The 21,435-nt window shown below is 46.0% G+C and carries 23 protein-coding genes and 1 pseudogene; 14 read left to right on the top strand and 10 right to left on the bottom strand.

From position 1 onward, the window contains the following. The first annotated feature begins 27 nt into the window (after positions 1-27). Positions 28-453 (top strand): phosphate-starvation-inducible protein PsiE, encoded by a 426-nt coding sequence (locus FR741_RS14540; protein ID WP_012841209.1) that lies wholly within the window; start codon positions 28-30, stop codon positions 451-453. A 238-nt stretch (positions 454-691) separates the two neighbouring features. After that, positions 692-778 (top strand): annotated as a pseudogene (locus tag FR741_RS14535) (transcription elongation factor GreB); the annotation flags it as partial. 40 nt (positions 779-818) lie between these two features. On the opposite strand, the gene FR741_RS14530 reads toward FR741_RS14535, so the two are convergent. Then, the gene (locus FR741_RS14530) at positions 819-1,601 is read right to left on the bottom strand and encodes an AraC family transcriptional regulator (RefSeq protein ID WP_167427022.1); all 783 of its coding nucleotides are present in this window, start codon (positions 1,599-1,601) and stop codon (positions 819-821) included. A gap of 168 nt (positions 1,602-1,769) precedes the next feature. On the opposite strand from FR741_RS14530, the gene lhpI reads away from it, so the two are divergent. From lhpI to FR741_RS14515, 3 genes are all read left to right on the top strand, one after another. After that, positions 1,770-2,729, top strand: a complete 960-nt coding sequence (lhpI, locus tag FR741_RS14525; RefSeq protein WP_167427021.1) for a bifunctional Delta(1)-pyrroline-2-carboxylate/Delta(1)-piperideine-2-carboxylate reductase — start codon at positions 1,770-1,772, stop codon at positions 2,727-2,729. Positions 2,730-2,863: 134 nt separating this feature from the next. Next, complete coding sequence (gene nhaC, locus FR741_RS14520) at positions 2,864-4,348, top strand: Na+/H+ antiporter NhaC (RefSeq protein ID WP_167427020.1); 1,485 nt, start codon at positions 2,864-2,866, stop codon at positions 4,346-4,348. Between the two features lie 42 nt (positions 4,349-4,390). Further along, complete coding sequence (locus FR741_RS14515; RefSeq protein ID WP_167427019.1) at positions 4,391-5,674, top strand: NAD(P)/FAD-dependent oxidoreductase; 1,284 nt, start codon at positions 4,391-4,393, stop codon at positions 5,672-5,674. Between the two features lie 225 nt (positions 5,675-5,899). Here the strand turns inward: FR741_RS14515 and FR741_RS14510 are convergent, their stop codons facing one another. Continuing rightward, positions 5,900-6,766 (bottom strand): YicC/YloC family endoribonuclease, encoded by an 867-nt coding sequence (locus tag FR741_RS14510; RefSeq protein ID WP_167427018.1) that lies wholly within the window; start codon positions 6,764-6,766, stop codon positions 5,900-5,902. Positions 6,767-6,950: 184 nt separating this feature from the next. Here FR741_RS14510 and rph point away from each other — a divergent pair, with 184 nt between their 5' ends. Continuing rightward, entirely contained in the window at positions 6,951-7,667 is a 717-nt protein-coding gene (gene rph / locus FR741_RS14505; RefSeq protein ID WP_104971148.1) for a ribonuclease PH, read from the top strand. Between the two features lie 104 nt (positions 7,668-7,771). Next, a complete protein-coding gene (gene pyrE, locus FR741_RS14500; protein ID WP_006741831.1) occupies positions 7,772-8,413 on the top strand; it encodes an orotate phosphoribosyltransferase in 642 nt (213 codons plus the stop codon). Positions 8,414-8,497: 84 nt separating this feature from the next. On the opposite strand, the gene FR741_RS14495 is transcribed toward pyrE, so the two are convergent. The 3 genes from FR741_RS14495 to coaBC all read right to left on the bottom strand — a co-directional run bounded on the left by FR741_RS14495 (position 8,498) and on the right by coaBC (position 11,416). After that, positions 8,498-9,448, bottom strand: a complete 951-nt coding sequence (locus FR741_RS14495) for a Kdo(2)-lipid IV(A) acyltransferase (protein ID WP_033905948.1) — start codon at positions 9,446-9,448, stop codon at positions 8,498-8,500. A gap of 6 nt (positions 9,449-9,454) precedes the next feature. Continuing rightward, on the bottom strand, positions 9,455-10,045 hold the full coding sequence (gene slmA / locus FR741_RS14490; protein WP_005379386.1) for a nucleoid occlusion factor SlmA: 591 nt from the start codon (positions 10,043-10,045) through the stop codon (positions 9,455-9,457). A 171-nt stretch (positions 10,046-10,216) separates the two neighbouring features. Continuing rightward, on the bottom strand, positions 10,217-11,416 hold the full coding sequence (gene coaBC / locus FR741_RS14485; RefSeq protein WP_164666575.1) for a bifunctional phosphopantothenoylcysteine decarboxylase/phosphopantothenate--cysteine ligase CoaBC: 1,200 nt from the start codon (positions 11,414-11,416) through the stop codon (positions 10,217-10,219). A 193-nt stretch (positions 11,417-11,609) separates the two neighbouring features. On the opposite strand from coaBC, the gene FR741_RS14480 reads away from it, so the two are divergent. The 7 genes from FR741_RS14480 to FR741_RS14450 all read left to right on the top strand — a co-directional run bounded on the left by FR741_RS14480 (position 11,610) and on the right by FR741_RS14450 (position 17,254). After that, positions 11,610-13,283 (top strand): methyl-accepting chemotaxis protein, encoded by a 1,674-nt coding sequence (locus FR741_RS14480; protein ID WP_167427017.1) that lies wholly within the window; start codon positions 11,610-11,612, stop codon positions 13,281-13,283. A 114-nt stretch (positions 13,284-13,397) separates the two neighbouring features. Next, positions 13,398-14,072, top strand: coding sequence for a RadC family protein (gene radC / locus FR741_RS14475; protein WP_139059354.1), 675 nt, complete (start codon positions 13,398-13,400; stop codon positions 14,070-14,072). A 302-nt stretch (positions 14,073-14,374) separates the two neighbouring features. After that, positions 14,375-14,611 carry a 50S ribosomal protein L28 gene (gene rpmB, locus FR741_RS14470; protein WP_005384783.1) on the top strand — a complete coding sequence of 79 codons (237 nt, stop codon included), beginning with the start codon at positions 14,375-14,377 and terminating at the stop codon, positions 14,609-14,611. Positions 14,612-14,624: 13 nt separating this feature from the next. Next, entirely contained in the window at positions 14,625-14,795 is a 171-nt protein-coding gene (gene rpmG, locus FR741_RS14465; RefSeq protein WP_004410866.1) for a 50S ribosomal protein L33, read from the top strand. 262 nt (positions 14,796-15,057) lie between these two features. Then, positions 15,058-15,534, top strand: coding sequence for a hypothetical protein (locus tag FR741_RS14460; RefSeq protein WP_167427016.1), 477 nt, complete (start codon positions 15,058-15,060; stop codon positions 15,532-15,534). A gap of 102 nt (positions 15,535-15,636) precedes the next feature. Further along, entirely contained in the window at positions 15,637-16,446 is an 810-nt protein-coding gene (gene mutM, locus FR741_RS14455) for a bifunctional DNA-formamidopyrimidine glycosylase/DNA-(apurinic or apyrimidinic site) lyase (RefSeq protein WP_167427015.1), read from the top strand. A gap of 109 nt (positions 16,447-16,555) precedes the next feature. Further along, entirely contained in the window at positions 16,556-17,254 is a 699-nt protein-coding gene (locus FR741_RS14450; RefSeq protein ID WP_154647399.1) for a glycosyltransferase family 25 protein, read from the top strand. 24 nt (positions 17,255-17,278) lie between these two features. On the opposite strand, the gene FR741_RS14445 is transcribed toward FR741_RS14450, so the two are convergent. From FR741_RS14445 to FR741_RS14425, 5 genes are read right to left on the bottom strand one after another with little or no spacing between them, the layout of a single operon-like run. Continuing rightward, a complete protein-coding gene (locus FR741_RS14445; protein WP_006742527.1) occupies positions 17,279-18,226 on the bottom strand; it encodes a glycosyl transferase family 90 in 948 nt (315 codons plus the stop codon). Then, complete coding sequence (gene coaD, locus FR741_RS14440; RefSeq protein ID WP_167427014.1) at positions 18,223-18,708, bottom strand: pantetheine-phosphate adenylyltransferase; 486 nt, start codon at positions 18,706-18,708, stop codon at positions 18,223-18,225. Before coaD ends, FR741_RS14445 begins: the two co-directional genes overlap by 4 nt. Then, complete coding sequence (locus FR741_RS14435) at positions 18,701-19,504, bottom strand: glycosyltransferase family 2 protein (RefSeq protein WP_167427013.1); 804 nt, start codon at positions 19,502-19,504, stop codon at positions 18,701-18,703. The genes coaD and FR741_RS14435 overlap by 8 nt, the downstream gene beginning before the upstream one ends. Continuing rightward, positions 19,501-20,268, bottom strand: a complete 768-nt coding sequence (locus FR741_RS14430) for a glycosyltransferase family 2 protein (RefSeq protein WP_005395793.1) — start codon at positions 20,266-20,268, stop codon at positions 19,501-19,503. Before FR741_RS14430 ends, FR741_RS14435 begins: the two co-directional genes overlap by 4 nt. 35 nt (positions 20,269-20,303) lie before the next feature. Next, positions 20,304-21,359: a glycosyltransferase family 9 protein gene (locus tag FR741_RS14425; protein ID WP_130544845.1), complete on the bottom strand. Its 1,056-nt coding sequence runs from the start codon at positions 21,357-21,359 to the stop codon at positions 20,304-20,306. Positions 21,360-21,435 lie beyond the last annotated feature (76 nt).

The raw sequence follows: 21,435 nt of genomic DNA, 5'->3' as shown, positions 1-21,435 counted from the left end.
CTATCTTCTTTGTCTGGATAATGGACCATGCCGTCGAATTTACCGAAATCCTTTAGTCGACCGTTCCTGAAAATCTTCCATATTTTGGAGGCGGTATTACTAGTCTCTATTACCTTGGCGACGTTGTACGCCATGATGCAAGAGTTTGTACACGTATTTGTCGAGAAGCGTGTCTTACTCACGGACATTCTTTTGATGTTTATCTATCTGGAAGTGCTCGCCATGGTGCAGCAGTTCGTGATGAACGGTAAAATTCCGGTACGCTATCCTATCTATATCGCGATGATGGCGATCGCCCGCTATATCACACTCGGAATGAAAGAGCTGGATGCGGTTTTGGTTGTGTGGTTATCTCTGGCAGCGTTTATCTTAGCTGCGGCAACCTTGCTCATCAGAGTCGGGCATCATTATTGGCCCTACGTTGATAACAGAACCTTGGAAAAAGATGAATAAAAGAAAGTCCCGCACTAGCGGGGCTTTTTGTTTCAATACTCGATGACTTTTAGATCATTCAATGTTTTGGAACTGTCTTTCTGAGCGTGTGTTTTTATTAAAAAAAACAAAACATTAAGATTTTTATTCATATTTTAAGACTTTTTGAATCAGTTTGGACACTAGAAAACTGCTTGTTAATGCTGGTGGCCTGTTCATGGATAGATACACAGGGGCAATGCCCATGAGGGGTCTAAGACTAAAAATAGAAGTCGACGATGAGTTTAGCGTCAAAACCCCAGAAGGTTACAAAGAGTGGTTTGTGAACGCCATTCACTACTCATAAATGACGTTGTTCAGCCTGTAGTTAGGCCTAGTGCATACGTTTAGCGCGACTTTCGGCGTACGTCACTAGGCGAATGCTGAAAGCTGCGTTTGTAGGCACGAGAAAAACTCGACAGCTGCGCAAACCCGACTTCGGCGGCAAGTTCTGTCATAGGCATATGGCTGTTACGCAGCAAAAATTGTGCTTTTTGCATGCGTCTCTGCATCACGTATTTTTGTGGTGTCACTCCAAACTGCCTTTGGCATAAGCAGTAAAAATGGCTTTCGCTGAGGTGCATCGCCTGAGCTAGCTGAGCATTGGTTAACGCAGTCGAAATGTTTTGATCGATATACGTATTCAAATGGCTGGCTTCTAAGCGACGATGCGGGGCTGGTGGTGTGACATTGGATGACATTTGCCCAAGCTGCGTTAAAAATAATGACACGAGCTGGCAGTTTATCTGTGGTGACATTTGCCCCTGACTGACTTTCTGCGCAGCAAAATCCAGCAATATCCGACTTTCTGTACCCAAGTCTAGGAAGTAAGGCTGCTGAAATACCGATTCCTTTAATGACAAGTTACACGCTTGTTCCAGCGCTTGGATGTAAGGGTCAGCCGGCGCTAAGTCGATGACTAATAACTCACTATCTTCACTTAAGCCATTATAAAAATGGGGGGCATTATCGGGCACTATCGCCACTGTGCCATGGCCTATATTTCCACTTTCGCGTTCAAACTCGCACGCCATTGTGCCTCGCCAGCCTAACAATACCTGAGCGTAGCTGTGCAGGTGTTGGCCCTGGCGTCTGGCAATAACATTTCTTCTTATCTGAGTTTGATTCACAGTGAGTTTCCTACTTGTATCCGCGCGCTTAGTTTGCCCAATGTAGCTTTTCCTTTCCCAAAGTTTTTCAGTTCCGGAGTCTGGGTTAAATACCGCAGAGTCTCGGGCAAATGAATGGCGCTATTAATAGATAAAATAACAATATATTAACAAGGAAGGAAGAATGACATGCAACTTAACCAGCAACAGGTTCGCGATGCACTAGCTTGGCTACCATTGGTCGACGCTTTAAAAGATATTTTTACCCGTGATGTAACGGCGCCTATTCGTCACCATCACACGATGAATGTGCCGCAAGACCCTAGCGCGACCTTGTTATTAATGCCGGCATGGATTGAAGGCGAGTACTTGGGCGTAAAACAGGTGAATGTCTTTCCGGGGAATTCTGCGCGTAATCAACCTGGACTAAGCAGTCACTATTTACTGAGTTGTGGTCAGACAGGGCAAATGCTGGCTCAGATCGATGGCAATGAGCTCACCGCGCGCAGAACTGCGGCGGCCTCGGCACTGGCTTCTCGTTACCTCTCGCGTGAAACGGCCAGCAAAATGTTGATGGTTGGTGCAGGACGCGTTGCACGACGCCTAGTACCAGCCCATATGAGTGTACGTCCAATTGAAACTGTTCATGTGTGGGATATTAATCCGGCTGCGGCAGAGCAATTGGCTATAGAATTGCGTGATGAGGGCGTTGATGCCATTGCATGCTCCGATGAGCAACTAGAAACGGTCGCGCGCGAAGCCGATCTCATTAGCTGTGCCACGCTTTCAACCGAGCCCCTAATTAAAGGTGAGTGGCTGAAGCCGGGCGCGCACTTAGATTTGGTGGGGAGTTTTACACCGACAATGCGCGAGACTGACAACGAAGCGTTACAGAGAGCGAATGTATTCGTGGATGTGAAGGCGGCGGCACTGGTTGAAACGGGCGAGTTGATCATGCCTATCCGTGACGGAGCGATTACCGAAGAGAAGATTTTAGCGGACTTTTCGGTGTTGTGTAGTGGCCAACATGCAGGACGTGCAGAGCTCGACGAACCAGAAACAGCGATCACGTTGTTTAAATCGGTTGGCGACTCTCGTGAAGATCTGGCGGGCGCGATTCTAGCTTATCAGTCAGTGCAGGGTGCGTAAATCGTAATCAGGCCGACGCATATCTTGGCTTTTCTTTTGCCCTGCTTGCGGCTTTGTTATCCGCTATCAGGTTTTCCATGCGCGCCGCACCTTTTCAGGTGCGGTCCCTCGCGACGTGATTTGGAAAAAGACCTATGACTAAAAAGAACTCAGATTATACGGTGCCGCCACCACTAGGCTTGGCGGTCGTACCGATTATCCTCACCATTGGCTTGTTAGCGACACAGATTTTTTATTATGACGACTTTACTCCACATATCGCGTTAGCGATTGGTTTTGCTATTACCGCGTTAGTTGGCTGGTACCAAGGGCTGCGTTGGCAGGACATCGAATCCGGCGCATTTCGTGTCTTACATGTGGCGATGCCCTCCATTGCAACCCTTATTGTGGTAGGGATGCTGGTAAGTACATGGATAGCCAGTGGCACAGTACCGACTCTTATCTATTACGGTTTAGTCTTGATTGAACCAGAGTGGTTTTTGGCAGCCACCATGCTGTTGTGCTCTTTGGTATCTCTTTCGATTGGTTCGAGTTGGACAACCGTGGGCACGGTCGGGCTGGCGTTGGTTGGAATCGGTTTTGCGTTTGGTATTCCAGCATATTGGACGGCGGGTGCCGTTGTCTCAGGCGCTTTTTTCGGCGACAAGATCTCACCGTTATCGGATACCACTAACCTTGCTGCCGCCGTAACCGAAACCAATGTATTCGCTCATATTCGTAATATGATGCCGACAACCATTCCAGCTATGCTGATCGCTTTGACGCTGTACTCGATTCTTGGTGGTGTGGTGATGGGGGATGCGACCTCTGACGCTCAACAACAGCTACAACAAATCACCGCGATTCAATCGGGCATGGAGAGTCATTTCTTACTCGGTTTGTTGCCTTTACTGCCGCTCTTGGTGGTGATGCTATTGGCGTTTTACAAAATAGCACCGATCCCAGCCCTGTTTATTGGCTTTGTTCTCGGCGCTGGTGTCGCGGTTCATAATTACGATTACAATCTGAATGACATTCTCACGTTTGCCCACAGTGGGTACAAGATAGAGACCGGATCGGCCGCGTTGGATAACTTACTAAATCGCGGTGGCGTTACCTCAATGACTTGGGTGATCACTTTGATGATGTTTGCGTTGGCATTTGGTGGTGCACTGGAGCGGACTGGGTGTTTAGAGTCGGTCGTGAATGCCGTGATGAAGTCGACACGAGGCTTCAAAGGGTTACAAACGAATGCCATTCTTACTTCCGTTGCGACCAACGCCGTATCGGGTGATGTGTACCTCTCGATTGCTTTACCTGGGCGTATGTTTGGGCCGCAATATGACAAGTTGGGCTATAGCCGACTCAATCTTTCCAGGGCGATTGAAGAAGGGGGCACCTTAGTCTCGCCATTGATCCCTTGGAATGCAGGTGGTGCATTTGTGATGGGAACTTTGGGGCTGATTGTCGCACCAGGCGATTACAGTGCTTTGTTGTATGCACCGTTGGCGTTTGCTTGTTGGTTATCACCTGCGATTGGCATTTTATACGCCCAGACAGGGTGGTTCTCAAAGCGTGTGGAGCAAGAGGCGCCGGCAAGCACAGAGCCTGTCTCACCAGCGAGTAGCAGTACCCATTAAACCGTAGCCAATACATTCTTTAGCTAAGCCAGTAGGTAGAACATGACACAATCCGCGAAACATACCCCTTTTAACGACGAGCCCACCGTTGCGGTAGTGGGGGCTGGAGTGTTGGGGCTTTGTACCGCCCTAGAAGCACAGCGTCATGGCTTTCAAGTCACTTTGTTTGACAAGGGTTTGCCGGGTGAAGGCGCTTCGTTTGGTAATGCTGGCTATTTAGCTACAGAACTGATTGATCCTCTGGCAACGAAAAAGACACTGGCTGCCGCGCCAAGGATGTGGATGGATCCCAAGGGGCCGTTGGCCCTTCCTTGGAAGTATTTACCTCAAGCCCTGCCTTGGTTGGCGCGTTTTGTTCGCTCGGCTTCTTCTGCACGAGTGGAGGCAAGCCGACAAGCGCTCTACCAGCTCAATCAAGCGGCCGTTCCTGCTTGGCAACGCTGCTTGGCTGATATAGGGGCCGAAGAATATCTTGTTCCGTCAGGTTACCTGTTGGTATGGGAGTCAGAAAATAAGTTAGACGAGGCCAAAACGCATGCTGCTTACCTTGCTCAATGGGACATAGAAAGTGTCCTACTGCAGGGCGCACAACTGAGGGAAAAAGAGCCAGAGCTGGCTGAGACTGTCAGTCACGCTCTGTTTTTCCCTAATGCGTGTCGAGTGAAAGATCCTTATTTACTATCGAAGCAACTGTTTGCGGTTTTTCAAGCGCGCGGTGGGTGTTTTGAACAAACAGAAGTGAGTGAAATTCTTCTGCAAGAGAACGCCGTTGGGGTGGTCACAGCGACGAGTCAAAATAAGTTCGAGCACGTGGTGCTTTGCACCGGCGCTTGGGGTAAGCCTCTGTTAGAACAAACAGGGATATCTGTCCCACTTGAAGCGGAGCGTGGATACCACCTGACGATAGAGACTGCCGACATGGAGACGCCGCCACTCCAACATCCGATTGGCTCTGCGGAGCGTAAATTTGTGATGAGCCCTTTGGCGTCTGGTTTAAGGGTGGTTGGGATCACGGAAATAGGTGGTTTGCGTTTACCGGAATTTACTCGCAGGTTTAATGTGCTGCGCCATCACAGTAGGCAACTATTGCCACGATTAAACAACCCTGCTCTTAAAGTGAGTGAATGGATGGGACATAGGCCGACTCTGGCGGATTCGTTGCCAGTGATAGACCAGCACCCGCGTCATCCACGGTTATTGTTTGCCTTTGGGAATCAGCACCTAGGGCTGACTCAAGCCGCCATTAGTGCAGAGTTGGTTATTAGCCTATTGCGCCAAGTGGAGCCTGAGTTTGACGTGCAGCCGTATCGGGTAGACCGATTCTAAGGCCCGAAGACAGCAGATAGTAGAGTGATAAAAAAGCACGTCGAACGGAGATCTCACATGTCGATTCACACTGGCACATCATTGATATATTGCCACTTGCCTGCGCCTGATTACCCCCCGCAGATTCGTGGTTGATGATGAATTCCATGGATGTGTATAGAAGAGCGAAATAAGAAAGCCCTTTTAATTAAGGGCTTTATACATGGGCATGGAACTGGTTGGAATCTATTCTATATTCTGGATCTGCTCACGCATCTGTTCAATCAGTACTTTCAGTTCAACGCCCGATGCGGTGATGTCGGTGCTGATGGATTTCGACGCTAGCGTGTTCGATTCACGGTTGAACTCTTGCATCATGAAGTCCAGACGACGACCCACTGCTCCACCTTTTTTCAGAATGTTTGTGGTTTCTTTTACGTGAGAGTCCAAGCGATCGAGCTCTTCAGCAACATCCGATTTTTGCGCTAGCAAAATCAACTCTTGCTCGATACGAGACGGATCCAGTTCCACTTTAGCGTCTTCGAACTTCGAGAATAGTCGCTCACGTTGCCATTCTAGTATTTCTGGCATGCGGGCACGCACTTTTATGACTTCTGCAGAGATGGCGTCTAAACGCTGTTCAATCAGCGCTTTCATGTTCTCGCCTTCACGAGCACGAGCTTCAATAAACTCATCCATTGCGCCATCAAACGCTTCTAGTAGCACTTTATTTACCGCATCCATGTCTTGCTCTGGAGTTTCCATTACCCCCGGCCATTGCATGACTTGAAATGGGTTGATTCGGCTCAGTTCACCAGTCATGTGCATGACTTGTTCAGCGGCCTTAATTACCTGGCTAGCAAGCGCTTCGTTGATGCTAAGCTCACCTTTTGCGGCAGGGTTTGCTTCAAAGCGCAGATTACATTCCACTTTGCCTCGCGCTAAGCGCTTACGAAAACGCTCGCGTAAAACGGGCTCTAATCCGCGAAATTGTTCTGGCATGCGGAAGTATGTTTCTAAATAACGCTGGTTCACGCTGCGGATTTCCCATACCGCAGAACCCCAGTCGCCTTTTACTTCTTTGCGTGCATACGCTGTCATACTGTAAATCATCGAATTTTCCTGTCTTCATTTTTTGAAAATTACTTCAAGAGTGTATCACGCTGCGTCGATAGGTGCGCGGGATGTATGGATTGTTTATGTTGTGCCAGCGGCGTAACCTATGAATCCGGAATCGATTCCGTTATAATCTTCGCCCAACCAAATCGTCTTCTCCTCATATTTAAGGTAGATGCCCATGCGTCCAAACGATCGCAAGGCGGATCAAGTTCGCCCTATCAAAATTACTCGTAACTACACAGCTTACGCTGAAGGGTCAGTGCTAGTTGAGTTCGGTAACACCAAAGTGTTGTGTAATGCGACCGTAGAAGAATCTGTGCCACGTTGGCTAAAAGGCCAAGGTAAAGGCTGGGTTACAGCTGAATACGGCATGCTACCTCGAGCAACACATTCTCGTACTCGTCGTGAAGCGGCAAGTGGCAAACAAGGCGGCCGTACGATGGAAATTCAGCGTCTTATCGCGCGAAGCCTACGTGCCGTTGTCGATCTAAAAGCCATGGGTGAGTTCATGATCACCGTTGACTGTGACGTTATCCAAGCTGACGGTGGTACGCGTACTGCATCTATCAGCGGCGCAAGTGTTGCAATGGCCGATGCGTTCCAACACCTAGTGGATAGCGGTAAGCTAAAAGCGAATCCAATGAAAGGCCACGTAGCGGCAGTTTCAGTTGGTTTGCTAGGCGATGAAGTATTGTGTGATCTTGAATACGTTGAAGATTCAGCGGCAGACACAGACATGAACGTGGTAATGACCGAAGAAGGTAAGATGATTGAAATTCAGGGCACCGCAGAAGGTGAACCGTTCAGTCACGAACAGCTGATGGCATTGCTCGAGTCGGCTAAAATCGGCATTACGGAAATTGTCGCAGCGCAGAAGGCGGCGTTAGCCAATTGATTTAGATAGCTCCCATTATGGGGGCTATTTTTTTATCTCGACAATAGAGAAATGAATGATTGTCGAGAAGAGACACAAGAAACCAAGGATATAGAGAGAAAATAATGAAAGCATACCAGCGTGAATTTATTGAGTTTGCACTTGAGAAAGAAGTTCTTAAGTTTGGTGAGTTTACTTTGAAATCTGGCCGTAAAAGCCCGTACTTCTTTAACGCTGGTCTTTTCAATACTGGTCGTGACCTAGCGCGTCTTGGTCGTTTTTACGCAGCCGCGCTTGCAGATTCGGGCATTGAGTTTGATGTGCTGTTTGGCCCGGCGTACAAAGGTATCCCAATCGCGACGACAACAGCAGTCGCGCTGGCGGATCACCACGATATCGACACGCCTTACTGTTTCAACCGTAAAGAAGCGAAAGATCACGGCGAAGGCGGTAACCTTGTAGGCTCTGCGCTTGAAGGTCGAATCATGCTAGTGGATGACGTAATCACAGCAGGTACTGCAATCCGTGAGTCGATGGAAATTATTAAAGCAAATGGCGCAGACCTTGCTGGTGTACTGGTTGCTATCGACCGCCAAGAGAAGGGCAAGGGCGAGCTTTCTGCGATTCAAGAAGTTGAGCGTGATTTTGGTTGTGCCGTGATTTCAATTGTAAGTTTGGGTGATCTTGTGACTTACTTAGAAGAGAAAGGTGACGCTGCTGAGCACTTGGAAGCAGTTAAAGCCTATCGCTCGGAATACGGCATTTAATTTGTTATTTTTCTGAAAAAGTAAAAAGGGCAGATGGATATCCATCTGCCCTTTTTTTGTTTTTGGATTTATCGCCTTGACGACTTACTTATAGCGAATGCCTTTCTCGACATGCTCATCTTGCATGGTTTTGTAGCGTTTATGGAGCCACATCCATTGCTCTGGAGCGCGTAGAATGACCTCTTCCACATACTTGTTCATATAAGCGGCAGCGGCGACTTCGTCTTTTTGTGGATAGTCGGCTTCAATGCACTTATCGGCGATGATGTCGTATTTTCCTTCGTCATTGCGAAACCCTGAGCCTGGGATGATCGCACATTTTGAGGTATACGCCAGAATGCTCGTGCCTGTTGTCGTACACGCATCGTCTACGGCAAAGAAGGGCACAAATACTGATTTTTTGCGACCGTAATCGTGATCCGGCAGATAGAACAGACGCTCACCACTGCGTAATACACGAATCATCTTTTTCACATCTTTACGATCAATCAATTTATTGCCGTTATGTGTCCGTCCCCAATACTGGATAAAGTTATAAGCAGGATTATTATGTGGACGAAACGCGCCGTACCCGGCCACGCCTAACACGGCGAAAGCACGCGCAGTGATCTCTAGATTAAGAGCATGGACACAACAAAGTAGGACGCCTTTACCTTCTTTGGCTTTTTCACGCAGTGCGCCGAGATCTTTCTCGACGATCAGGTTTTTAAAGCGCCAAGTCGGCCAGAACCAAGTGATCCCGGTTTCTATGAGTGCCATACCGGTATTTTTGAAGTTCTCTTCAACAATATGTTGAATCTCTTCAGGTGTTTTGTCTGGAAAGGCCAATTCTAAGTTACGTTGAGCAACGTGGACACGCTTTTTACCGTAGCGCATGCCAAGTTTACCGAGTGAACGACCTAATGAAAGCAGCAGCCGATAAGGAAGAATATTGACGAGGATGGCCAACAGACCAAAACCAAGCCATACGCCCCAGTTACGAGGGTGAAGAAGTGAAAGAGAAAACTCGGGCTGCGTGTATTTGTCTTTACTCATAATCTTTTACTTTATTTGTGCACTCAAAAGCGCCCAGTACTCGTCAAAGTTTGCAGTCGGCTGGTATTTAAAGTCGCTACGCACAAAGCGGTTTAGGCTACCCTCAACTTGTCCCAGAATTTGCGCGGCTAGGATGCGCTCTTCGACAGGGAAAGACTTCCCTTCACGAATCTTACGTTCACGCAGGATCTGGCGCAATTGTGTTTCTATGCGCTCAAAGAGTTGATTGATGCGTTCACGTAGGCGTTCATTTTCAAACATTAGAGCATGGCCCGACAAAATGCGTGTCAGACCAGGGTTACGTTCAGAGAACGCCAAAATCAGGTGCATCACCATACGAATACGCTCTAGAGTATCTTTTTCGTCGTCTAGAATACGGTTGATACGTGTCATCAATGCTTCTTCAATGAACTCAATCAACCCTTCGAACATGCGCGCTTTACTTGGGAAATGACGATACAGCGCGGCTTCTGAAACGCCGACTTGCTTGGCCAGTTTTGCCGTAGTAATGCGTGAAGCACCATCTGTTGATTCAAGCATTTCTGCCAATGCTTGTAAGATCTCTTCACGACGGTTGGATTTTTTACTGCCGGCCATTAGTTACTTCCTTTCAAAATACAAAGTTGAGCGGAGGGGATTATAAGACGCTATTTCGCCTCAAACTAGACCACTAAGGGTGGAATGGGAGATTTAACACCCTTAGTTGTCATGTTTGTACCAAATTTATGCCAGCTTTTGTGAAAAGTTGGCAGGGTTTTCAAACGTTAGTTACATCAATTGATGCATTTTTTCGAGAATTTTAAAGCTCAATGCTTCTTTTGATTCTAAATCGAGCGCAAGTTCACCCTCAGGCCAGTACAGGGTAATCGCGTTGTCGTTGCTGTTAAATCCTTGCCCTGCAACCGAAACGTCGTTTGCACAGATCATATCGAGGTTTTTCTTTGTTAACTTGCCTCGAGCGTAGGTCTCTACGTCATTGGTTTCAGCCGCAAAGCCGACGGTAAACGGACGCTTCTCCGTCATTGCTGCTACAGATGCAACAATATCAGGATTTTTAACCATATTAATGACCATTTCGTCGTTGTCTTCTGTCTTTTTCAACTTTTGAGACGCGATCGTTTGTGGGCGGTAGTCCGCAACGGCAGCGCAGCTAATAAACGCATCATGCTTGTTTGCGTGTGCAATAACGGCTTCGTGCATCTCTTGTGCACTGGAAACATTAATGCGCTCAGCACCTACGGGCGTATTTAAACTGACAGGACCGCTCACGAGGGTGACTTTGGCTCCCATCTGCGCTGCGGCGCTCGCCAATGCATAGCCCATTTTCCCGGAGCTATGATTCGTAATGTAACGCACTGGGTCAATCGCTTCGCGTGTTGGGCCTGCGGTGATGAGTATCGACTTACCTTCTAGCAATTTTGGCTGAAAGAACTGTTCACATAGATGCACTAGCTGCATTGGTTCCAGCATTCGACCTGGGCCCACATCGCCACAGGCTTGCTCTCCTGCAGCGGGGCCCCAGATGTGCATACCGCGACGCGCTAACGTTGCGATGTTCTCTTGGGTTGCGATATTGCGATACATCTGCTGATTCATCGCAGGAGAAACAGCAACAGGGGAATCCGTCGCGAGCACGAGCGTAGTAAGTAAATCGTTCCCCATGCCTGCGGACATGCGCGCGATTAAGTCCGCGGTCGCGGGCGCTAATAGCACTAAATCTGCCCATTTGGCCAATTCAATATGGCCCATAGAGGCTTCCGCTGCTGGGTCTAGTAAACTGTCCGAGACTGGACGGCCCGAAACGGCTTGCATGGTTAAAGGGGTAATGAACTCTTTTGCTGCTTTCGTCATTACCACTTGAACTTGCGCTCCTCTCTCTATGAGGCGACGGGTTAGCTCCGCACATTTATACGCGGCAATACCGCCACTGATGCCGAGTAGAATTTTCTTTCCTGCTAGTGTTTGCATGTGAGATCTCCAATTTGATGACCGGATTTTAACACAATTCAAAGTCTGACCGCCCGAGCATATATAACGAGAAGATAATTCACATCAAACTCCAGAGTATTAATCTGACCGAGGAAGGGAAAATTCTCGCCTACCTCACAGACAAGTTGCGCGGAGTTTGCAAGTCTGAAAAGAAAAAGAGGTGCTGGAAACCATGGTGTTGAAAAGTCGAAACAAATTGCTGCTGATAACCCTAATTCCGTTGTTGTTGATCACTACGTTGATCTCAGTGGTGTATTACATCAACAGCAGTAAAAGTTTGGAAGCGGAGCTGGCAAGAGACAGGCAAGAGCTCATCGAAACGAAAAAGAAAGAGTTACAAGCCTACATGATGATGGGTGTGACGGCGATAAAACCGTTATACGACACGGATGTAAATGGAAGTAATAAAGAGGCAGCAAAAGAAATTCTGAAAGCCATGCGCTTTGAAAGCGATGGTTACTTTTTTGCCTACGACTCTCAAGGTGTGAATACGTTACATGCCATCAAACCTTCTTTAGAGGGTAAAAACCTTTACGATTTAAAAGATGAAAATGGGGTCGCAGTTATCGCGGGCTTGATTGATGCTTCTCAAAAAGGGGATGGGTTCCTCTATTTCTCGTGGCACAAACCGACCATTGACGCACAAGCGCCTAAGCTAGGCTATGCAGAATATTTATCGAAATGGGACTGGGTTTTAGGCACTGGTGTTTATATTGATGACATCGACCAGCAAGTTGCGATGCACAGAGAGTTAAAGACTCAAGAGCTAAAAGAGCATACGTTATCTGCCGTGTTGATTTCCGTTGTTGGGTTGATCATTACCAGTGTTCTCACCAGTATCGTGGTGTCGAAAGGCATTCAGCCATTACAACATGTCGCGGCGTCATTGAAAGATGTAGCCGCAGGCGGCGGTGACTTAACGGCTCGTTTAAAAGTCGAAAGTCAGGATGAAGTCGGTGAAGTGGCGGCCGCGTTTAATGAGTTTATGGATAAGCTGCACCCACTGATGCAGGATATCCACCGCTCTGCGACGACAGTACAGACCGTTTCTCAAGATTTGAACACTCAGACCAGCCAAGCGAGCGGTCAAATGCAGGATCACTGTTTAGAGACGGACAAAGTCGTGACAGCAGTGACGCAAATGAGCATGACAGCCAAAGAAGTAGCCAGCAATACCAATGCGACCGCGCAGGCAATTGACGATGCCAATAGTCAAGTCACCGCCGCTCAGCATGAGGTCGAGCAAGCAATTGAAGGCATTACCGAGCTAGTGAGGGAGATAGACAGTACGTCAGATGCAATTTCTGAGTTGAGTTTACAAACCGAAAAAATAACCAAAGTGCTGGATGTGATTGGCGAGATAGCCGAGCAAACGAATTTGTTGGCCCTAAATGCGGCGATTGAAGCGGCTAGAGCGGGTGAGCAAGGCCGAGGGTTTGCCGTCGTTGCGGATGAAGTGCGCTCGTTAGCCAGTCGTACGCAAAATAGTACTCATGAAATTGGTGACATGCTTAAGCAGCTGCAAAATGGTGTATCAAGAGCGGTCAGTACAATGTCGGTGAGCCAAAAACGAGGTGTAAAAACGGCGGAAGAGTCGGCGCTCATTCAGCAATCTCTTTCTGGTGTTCATCATTCTATCGGTACGATTCGAGATATGGGTATTCAAACCGCGTCTGCCGCTGAAGAGCAAAGTGCGGTTGCAGAAGACATCAACCAAAACTTAGTGGCTATTCAACAGATCGTGAACAACATTAATGAGACGTTGCAGCATGCCGAGTCAATCAGCACGCAGCTATCACAATCTGGAACAGAAATTCACGGCTTGGTTGGCAACTTTAAACTCTGATGAACTGTTAAGTTGCATGGAAAGCACTGATGGTACGAAGAAAGCGAAAGTCATACTCGACTTTCGCTTTTTGTTTTGTGGAATAGGGGCACTTTCCATATAAAGAGACATCAGATGATACTGAAAGCTATGCCAACTGAGTCCATGCCCAGAGAGAAGTTGTTGCAACGAGGACCGCAAGCATTGACCGATGCTGAGCTACTGGCCATTTTCTTGCGCACAGGCACCCGCGGAATGAACGTGATTGAGCTTGCAGACTTCCTTATTCAAGACTTTGGTTCGCTCAGACAACTATTTTCATCATCAGAAGAAGAGTTTTGTCGTCATAAAGGGTTGGGACAAGCCAAGTATGTTCAGTTGCAAGCGGTACTAGAAATGACGCAGCGCTATTTAGCGGAAACGCTAAAGCGTGGTGACGCCTTAACCAGCCCCGACCAAACTAAGTTATATCTTTCTTCTATTTTAAGGGATCGGCAAAGAGAGGCTTTTTATATTCTTTTTCTCGATAACCAGCACCGAGTGATAAAAGATGAAATTTTATTTGAAGGAACGTTGGATGCCGCGTCGGTGTATCCGAGAGAAGTCGTCAAGCGTGCTCTGCATCATAATGCGGCGGCTTTGATTTTAGCGCACAATCATCCTTCAGGCGTTGCTGAGCCGAGCCAAGCTGACAGAAGGATTACAAGGCGTCTCACCGACGCATTAGCATTGGTGGATATTCGTATTTTGGACCATTTCGTCATCGGAGATGGGGAAAGTGTCTCTTTTGCTGAAAGAGGCTGGATATAACTGTGCGTTTTTTAGGTTGTTAGTTGCTAAAAATCTGCTATCATCCACGCCACTAAATTTTTAACTGAATTCAGCTTGGACTGCTAAAAAAATCTGCTGTCTAAAAAAAGATCACGAAAACCTGTAAAAAGGATCTGTTCGGGTCTTGAGCAATGCATATCAAGTTAGTATAATGCGCGACCTTTGATAGCCTTGTATGGATTTTCCATAGCGGTTCTTAACCTCTAACTTCTTTTCGAGAGATAGAGAGGTTCGGCCACCAAGGTTGATATCGAGCTGAAACGATTTTGGAGAAGACATTCATGTCACGAGTATGCCAAGTAACTGGTAAGCGTCCAGTAACGGGTAACAACCGTTCACACGCACGAAATGCTACTAAGCGTCGTTTTCTGCCGAACCTACAAACTCATCGTTTCTGGGTAGAGAGCGAAAAACGTTTTGTTAAACTACGTCTATCTGCTAAAGGTATGCGCATCATCGACAAGAAAGGTATTGATACTGTTCTTGCAGACATGCGTGCACGTGGCGAAAACGTTTAAGAGGAAATAAGCAATGGCAAAGAAAGGCGTTCGTGAGAAAATCCGTCTAGTATCTTCTGCAGGTACAGGCCACTTCTACACAACTGATAAGAACAAGCGTAACATGCCAGGCAAATTTGAGATCAAAAAGTTTGATCCAGTAGTTCGCCAGCACGTTATGTACAAAGAAGCAAAAATCAAATAATTGGTTTCAGTCTCTTTGATGAATTGAAAAACCCAACTTTCGAGTTGGGTTTTTTATTACTTGAAGAAAAATGTTCAGTACGTCATCGGATTATAAAGCACTGCTGAAGTCATTTTATCGGTCCGACGCTACACTAGAATTTTTGGTTTATCGCTCTCTACCGCTTTGCCACCAATTCTCTACACACTTGCACACCGTTGTTCTAGTCAAGCTCAATACTCTTTGGTAGTTTACTCATAACTATAAGAGAGTAGAGATGGTTATGCGTGTGAGTCCGGCTCGTCGTCGCCGATGGAACAATATTCTTATTCTGGGCATTATCGCGTTTATAGTGATCTTAAATGCGCCGATGTGGATCAAAACTTACCTATTAACAGACCAAGCAGACCCCTACCCAAATGTACTTCGCTCCGATTATACGGTGGAGTCTTTGTACTATAGTGGCTGGGAGTTCGAACTGCATGATGGACGGTGGCAATCTAACGTCAAAGTCGATGCACCGATCAGTGAACTTGTATCACGTTGGCAATCATTGGAAGGGACCGAGCTTACCTCGGAACAGTACGATCATTTAAAACCTAACCTGACGGTACCTGAAACGGTAGAAGTCTGGTATCAGGATCTCGAAGAGCCGCAGCGGGTGACTTTCTTTCGTTTACCTGATTTCTGGCTATTTAAAACCTGGCAAGACAAATGGGTCGCTATCTCCGTCGATGAAAACTACCTTATGCCAGAGTAGAGCCTTTTTGCGCCTATACCCCTAACAAGCTTCCCTATTTATCGTTTTTCTTTTCGATTATGCTAGCAGCGAGAACTATTAGCCGGTGAATTGGAGAATCTAATGCCTGAGTTGCCAGAAGTTGAAGTCAGTCGTATGGGGATTAGCCCCCACATGGTTGGACAAACGATCCAGTCGTTTACTTTTCGAACGCCTAAATTGCGCTGGGATATTCCTATAGAGCTTAAAAAATTGGAAGGGCAGGTGATCCGTGCGATTAGCCGTCGTGCGAAATACTTACTGATCGAGACAAACACGGGTACAGCCATTGTTCACTTGGGAATGTCGGGATCTTTACGTGTTCTAGATGCCGACTTTCCGCCAGCAAAGCACGATCATGTGGATCTCAAACTAAGCAGTGGAAAAATACTGCGTTATAACGATCCGCGTCGTTTTGGGGCATGGTTATGGTGTGCTCCTGGCGAGTCACATGCTGTACTAGCAAACATGGGGCCTGAACCATTAACTGAAGAGTTCAATGCGGAATATGTAGCGGAGAAAGCTAAAAATAAGCGTGTTGCCGTCAAGCAGTTCATCATGGACAACAAAGTCGTAGTTGGTGTCGGGAACATCTACGCGAATGAGTCGTTGTTTAAATCTCGAATTCACCCTTCAAGGCCCGTAGGTAAGCTGACTTCTCAAGAGTGGGGGTTACTTGTTGAAAATATCAAAATGACACTTGAGATTGCCATTACGCAAGGTGGGACTACGCTGAAAGACTTTGCGCAAGCCGATGGAAAGCCGGGTTACTTTGCACAAGAGTTATTAGTTTACGGAAAAGCCGGAGAGCCATGCCCAGAATGTGGCGAACGACTTCAAGAGCTAAAAATAGGGCAGCGTAATACCTTCTTTTGTGGTGAGTGTCAGAAGTAATAGGCTTGGAGAGTTATTGATAGTTCACGCTCAACAATGAGTATCCTTGCTAATAATTATAGGGGTAGATACTATATTGAGCTGCACTAAATCAGCTGAGGGTTTAACGGTGGAACTAAGCAGTAATACACCATTGAAAGTGTTTGTTATTACAACTGGAAATGAAGAGCGAGTAAATCGCATTCAAAATTACCTAAAGGGTATCGATTTTGAATTTGTTTACTCAGATTCTTATGATGATCTTCTTAAGCTAGAGAAAGAGTATGAAAGTTACTCTCATAAGTTTCGCCAAAAAGCGATCATGGCTGGAGAGATTGGTTGTTTTAAGACACACTCTCAAGCATGGGAATTGATTGTTGCGTCTGGAACGCCTGCGATTGTTCTTGAAGACAATATTGAGTTCATCGGTGAAGCATCAAGATTACTTGCTGATGACGTACTATCTTATATCCAAAGTTGTGGCTTAGTGAATTTTACTAACTTCTGCTACATTTTAGACCCAGAAAAACCTTTTAAAATATCAGATGTAAAAGAAAAGAAGCCGTTTCCAACCGTGTGTTATGGCATTACACCATTAAGAGCTAGAGATCTATTAAGCAGCATGAGAAAAACGGCTTATGCTGTGCCAATTGACAAGTGGTTAGCGATTCCCAAATTAAGTGGTTGTTATGGTTACATCAGCCCAATAGTGGTAGCGAAAAGAGAAGATAACCTGACTAGTATTGCTAATAAACGTAAGGGGAAAAAGACTTTTAATCCCCTTAACATGATTCAGCGTGTTATCAATAAAATTAAGTACAACTACTAGTTATTTCAGGGTTACCTAATAGATTTAGGTAACCCTTTTCTTCGTTTCTGCAAGATTAAAATACTTCTCTGCGACCAATAGAGAAATCAACCTTTCTCGTTTGGTGTCTTTAAATTGCTCAACCCACTGATGAGCATTCTGTATAATTTCTTCTGCCTTGTCAGGGTGTTCTAAGTAGTAGTCCATTTTTTCATCTAGGTCAGAAAAATCATCTTTGACTTGAACAAAGTGCACACCCGCTTTTAGTTTTCCTTCCATAAACCATGTTTCATAGCGCAGCTTAGGGGTGAAGCACAAAGAGTTGGAGGACATGATCCACTTAAGATTGGTTGCGACGTCCATTCCCTCCAAGCTCAAAATGAATTTGTACTCAAGTTGTTCTGAGATACTCATTGAAGGGGTCACGTAGCTCAGTTGTTCTGGATCTTTATCCTGCGTATCCACTCGACCGATATTACAGCGAGGATTATGGAAATGACGAGAAAGTAGTTTTCTTCGATTTGGTCGAAATCCCGTCCCACGCCATACAATCATGTCTTTTTTAGTTTGGTACGGCTTGTCTTTGTCCACAAAAAAGTAGTGTCTAACGGCGTTTAGCTTTAGTAGGACCGAGTTGGTGTTCTCTCCTTTAATAGGTCGACTTTTTAAAAAACTCGGCTCGTTTGGTACATCAATGACATCGCCATTGACATATTTGAAGACAGCCTTTTTGGGGAAGCATTTAATAACCTTCAATAGATCATAGTAATAAGCGCTGCCGCCCGTTTTTTTAAAGTCTTTTACTTTCGTAAGATCTGGAGGAGTCAGTTCGAAGCTCGTGGTATGTTTATTGTAATAATTAACGCGTTCACGCAAGTACTCTTCATCATAACTTGGGGCTTGTGCTAATAGTTTTTTTGCGGAATAACGAAACAAAAAAGAAGGTAAATAAGCGAGTATTCCGTTAGATAAGTAATACTTTAACTTTTTCATGCTGAACGTAGTTTTTCTAAGATGGCTGTGTTTACAGGGCTCGGAACGAATTGGGCGACATTTCCACCATGAATCGCTACTTCTCTTACTATTGTTGAGGACAAGAACGCGAACTCTTCTGAAGGGGTAAGAAAAATACTTTCTAGTCCGGGTAGTAACTTACGGTACATACTCGTCAAACCAAACTCGTACTCAAAGTCCATTGTTGTGCGAAGTCCTCTGATTAGGATCGAAGCTTGTTGTTCTTTGGCGAAATCCACAAGTAAACCACTAAAGCCGACAACGCTGACATTGCTTAAGTGTTGACAGCATTGGTGGACCAGTTCTACACGCTGATCCAATGAGAACATGGTGTTTTTCGAAGGGCTAGCTGCAACTCCAATTGTTACTGAGTCGAACATTTTTGATGTGCGTTCGATTAAATCTAAATGGCCATTGGTAATTGGATCGAAAGTTCCAGGATAGATAACCTTTTTATTCATCGCTGCAATCCTCTGAAATAAACTGATCAACACCATTCTCACAACGCTTAAGCTTGTTTTTAATGGTATTATCTAAGATTTCATCGTTTTGGCTCAATGACGCACGAGAGTTTTCTACGTGGTATAAGTGGTAGCCTACACCTGCAAATTTTAAGTAAAGGCGTGACTTGCCCGCATTCAACATGCGGTGAACAAATTCGCTATCTTCGCGTCCCCATCCAACAAAATCTTGGTTGAAGCCGTTGACCTCTAAGACATCTTGTTTCCAAAACGCCATATTGCAACCGCGAGTGGCTTTATCGTTATTGCGCTCGTAAGAGAACCATTTTGATAGCAAGGCGTTGGTGATGCAGTTTTTACGATTACGAATGCCGTTGCTAAAGATAGAAGGCACTAAGCCGTTTTCCATGATGGCCTTGCTGCAGTTTTCATCCGTTAACACACGTCCACCCTGCACAAACCAATTTGGCTTTGCGACTTGTTTATGTGATTCAATAAACGTTTGAGACAGCACCATGTCGCCATCAATCATGATGAGGTAGTCACCTGATGCTTTGGCGATTGCACGGTTGCGGCTCATTGAAAGTTGAAAGCCATTATCTTCGTGCCAGCTATGAATAAGTGGTACTGGAAAGCCTTCACGCAGTTGGTCGATCATTGCTTTGGTCTCGTCTCGAGAACCGTCATCTGCAACGATGACTTCATCAGGCAAAACGGTTTGACGTTTCACGCTTTCTAACACCGCTTTTAATGCTTCTTTCCAGTTGTAAGTGGTGATAATTAAAGTCGTTTTCATGATTTTTTTGCCTGTTCACGTAAGTAGAGATCGATATATTTTACAAAAGTAGAGTGCATGCTTAGCCAAGCTAGAATGAAGCCATGTTTGCCATCAAGGAAACCTCGTTTGAGAACATACATCTTCAAAAAGCTCGCAAGAGCGTGAACGATAGCGGTCGTTAACCCCGCTTTCTTTTTACCTTCCCGTTCATCTGTCCAGGCCTTAAGGTAACCAGTGGTCTTATTGATGTAATGATGAAGGTGCTCGTAAGTGTAGTGATGCAGTCGACCATCCAGTTTTTCAGTTTGATAGTTTTTCTCATCAACTTTTTCATGAACGAGCGAATCATTATATTGTGTATATTCGGTGCGATATAAGCGCACAATCCAGTCTGGAGACCAACCAGAATGGTAGATGAACTTACCAAACGCTGAGCTTAGTCGGTTAAGCTTGTATAAAACGTTCGGCTTATTGGCTGATACCGCGTGTAAGATACTTTCTTTTAGCTCTGGAGTGACTTGTTCGTCTGCATCAAGCCATAAAACGTAGTCTGCCGTAACGTATTGCTGCGCAAGTTGGCGTTGTTTACCGAAACCTGGCCAATCTAGGTTGGTGTAAAACTTATCCGTGTATTGTCGGGCGATTTCTTCGGTGCGATCGGTGCTGCCCGAGTCTAGAAGGACAATCTCATCGACCCAATCTTTTACTGTGTCTAGACAAGCTTGTAAGTGCTTCTCTTCATTTTTTACAATTAAGGCAACGGCTAAGGTTGGTTTGGACAAGGTCATTTCCTTCTTAACAAATCAAGACAGTAAGTTTACTGGTATTGAGGATACAAATCTTCTAAGACTTGATCGAACATGCTCATTACTTGAGTGCTGGTAATGCGGTTCATTGCCGTTTCATCTTTAGCGCGAGTTCGCCAGCTTAACTCGTGACTGTTTTTGCCTGTTTCCGCAAAGATCGTTTCTTCATAAACCGAGACAACGTATTTTAGGTAGCGGTAAGGCCCCACTCGAAGCGGATTATGGTGTGCATAGAGCCCGATGATTGGCGTTTTCATGGCATTTGCCATGTGTGCTGGTCCGGTATCGGGGGCGATGACCATTTCAACCTTATCTATTAACGCAAGCATTTGCAGAATTGAACTTTGTCCAACTAAATTTAGACACGGTTCTTCCAAGCGAGATTGAATGGCCTCTGCCAGGTCCAATTCTACCTGAGCAGGGCTGCCTGCCAGAATCACGTTCCAGCCTTTTGCTCTGGCGTGATGAATCACATCCACATAACCTTCCGCGTTCCAGTTTTTATAAGCTTTGCTCGCACCAGGCACAATCAGCAGGTTAGGTTTACTACGAGAAATATGAGACTCTGCCCAAGCTTGGTCGTGGTCTGAATAAGAAAGTACCCAGTCCAGTTCTGCCTTTGGTACCCCAATTTGATGGGCAAAGGCCATTAAGCCATCTGCGACATGCAGAGATTGCGGGGAAGGCACTTTGACATTGGTAAATAGCGTCTGAAAATCTTGGCTTCTATCAGAAGAGAAACCAAGTTTGTATTTTGCTTTAATGCCCAACGTCGCGACACTCGCTCGAATCGCGTACTGCATATGCAATAGCGCATCAAACTCTCTGCCTTTCAGCTGTCGCCAAAGCGATTTGTAGCCATCAAGTCCCGCTTTTTTATCAAAAACAATCACTTCTACACCATCGATGGCGGCTAATAACTGGGCTTCAAGTTTACCCGTTATCCAAGTAATCTGGGTCGAAGGCCAGTGTTTCTGAATAGCTTGAATGGTGGCGATAGTATTGCAAACGTCTCCAATAGCGGACAAACGCAAGACGCATAGTGACGATGGGGCAGAAGTGAACATAATTATTGTCTGATTCGATGAATAGAGGCAGGTAAATTATGCAGACATCCCCAATAAATGTAAAATACACGGCTCG

This window comes from Vibrio diabolicus (assembly GCF_011801455.1).
GTDB lineage: Bacteria > Pseudomonadota > Gammaproteobacteria > Enterobacterales > Vibrionaceae > Vibrio > Vibrio diabolicus.
The sequence above is the reverse complement of the archived record's forward strand: the minus strand, read 5'-3'. Positions and strand labels throughout refer to the sequence as shown.

Excerpts from the sequence above, each read along its gene's own strand:
- rpmB (WP_005384783.1), top strand. The coding sequence starts at position 14,375 with ATGTCACGAGTATGCCAAGTAACTGGTAAGCGTCCAGTAACGGGTAAC.
- FR741_RS14445 (WP_006742527.1), bottom strand. The coding sequence starts at position 18,226 with ATGAAAAAGTTAAAGTATTACTTATCTAACGGAATACTCGCTTATTTA.
- FR741_RS14510 (WP_167427018.1), bottom strand. The coding sequence starts at position 6,766 with ATGATTTACAGTATGACAGCGTATGCACGCAAAGAAGTAAAAGGCGAC.
- lhpI (WP_167427021.1), top strand. The coding sequence starts at position 1,770 with ATGCAACTTAACCAGCAACAGGTTCGCGATGCACTAGCTTGGCTACCA.
- pyrE (WP_006741831.1), top strand. The coding sequence starts at position 7,772 with ATGAAAGCATACCAGCGTGAATTTATTGAGTTTGCACTTGAGAAAGAA.
- FR741_RS14515 (WP_167427019.1), top strand. The coding sequence starts at position 4,391 with ATGACACAATCCGCGAAACATACCCCTTTTAACGACGAGCCCACCGTT.
- FR741_RS14435 (WP_167427013.1), bottom strand. The coding sequence starts at position 19,504 with ATGAAAACGACTTTAATTATCACCACTTACAACTGGAAAGAAGCATTA.
- FR741_RS14425 (WP_130544845.1), bottom strand. The coding sequence starts at position 21,359 with ATGTTCACTTCTGCCCCATCGTCACTATGCGTCTTGCGTTTGTCCGCT.
- FR741_RS14495 (WP_033905948.1), bottom strand. The coding sequence starts at position 9,448 with ATGAGTAAAGACAAATACACGCAGCCCGAGTTTTCTCTTTCACTTCTT.
- FR741_RS14460 (WP_167427016.1), top strand. The coding sequence starts at position 15,058 with ATGCGTGTGAGTCCGGCTCGTCGTCGCCGATGGAACAATATTCTTATT.
- rph (WP_104971148.1), top strand. The coding sequence starts at position 6,951 with ATGCGTCCAAACGATCGCAAGGCGGATCAAGTTCGCCCTATCAAAATT.
- rpmG (WP_004410866.1), top strand. The coding sequence starts at position 14,625 with ATGGCAAAGAAAGGCGTTCGTGAGAAAATCCGTCTAGTATCTTCTGCA.
- radC (WP_139059354.1), top strand. The coding sequence starts at position 13,398 with ATGATACTGAAAGCTATGCCAACTGAGTCCATGCCCAGAGAGAAGTTG.
- slmA (WP_005379386.1), bottom strand. The coding sequence starts at position 10,045 with ATGGCCGGCAGTAAAAAATCCAACCGTCGTGAAGAGATCTTACAAGCA.
- coaBC (WP_164666575.1), bottom strand. The coding sequence starts at position 11,416 with ATGCAAACACTAGCAGGAAAGAAAATTCTACTCGGCATCAGTGGCGGT.
- mutM (WP_167427015.1), top strand. The coding sequence starts at position 15,637 with ATGCCTGAGTTGCCAGAAGTTGAAGTCAGTCGTATGGGGATTAGCCCC.
- coaD (WP_167427014.1), bottom strand. The coding sequence starts at position 18,708 with ATGAATAAAAAGGTTATCTATCCTGGAACTTTCGATCCAATTACCAAT.
- FR741_RS14480 (WP_167427017.1), top strand. The coding sequence starts at position 11,610 with ATGGTGTTGAAAAGTCGAAACAAATTGCTGCTGATAACCCTAATTCCG.
- nhaC (WP_167427020.1), top strand. The coding sequence starts at position 2,864 with ATGACTAAAAAGAACTCAGATTATACGGTGCCGCCACCACTAGGCTTG.
- FR741_RS14540 (WP_012841209.1), top strand. The coding sequence starts at position 28 with ATGCCGTCGAATTTACCGAAATCCTTTAGTCGACCGTTCCTGAAAATC.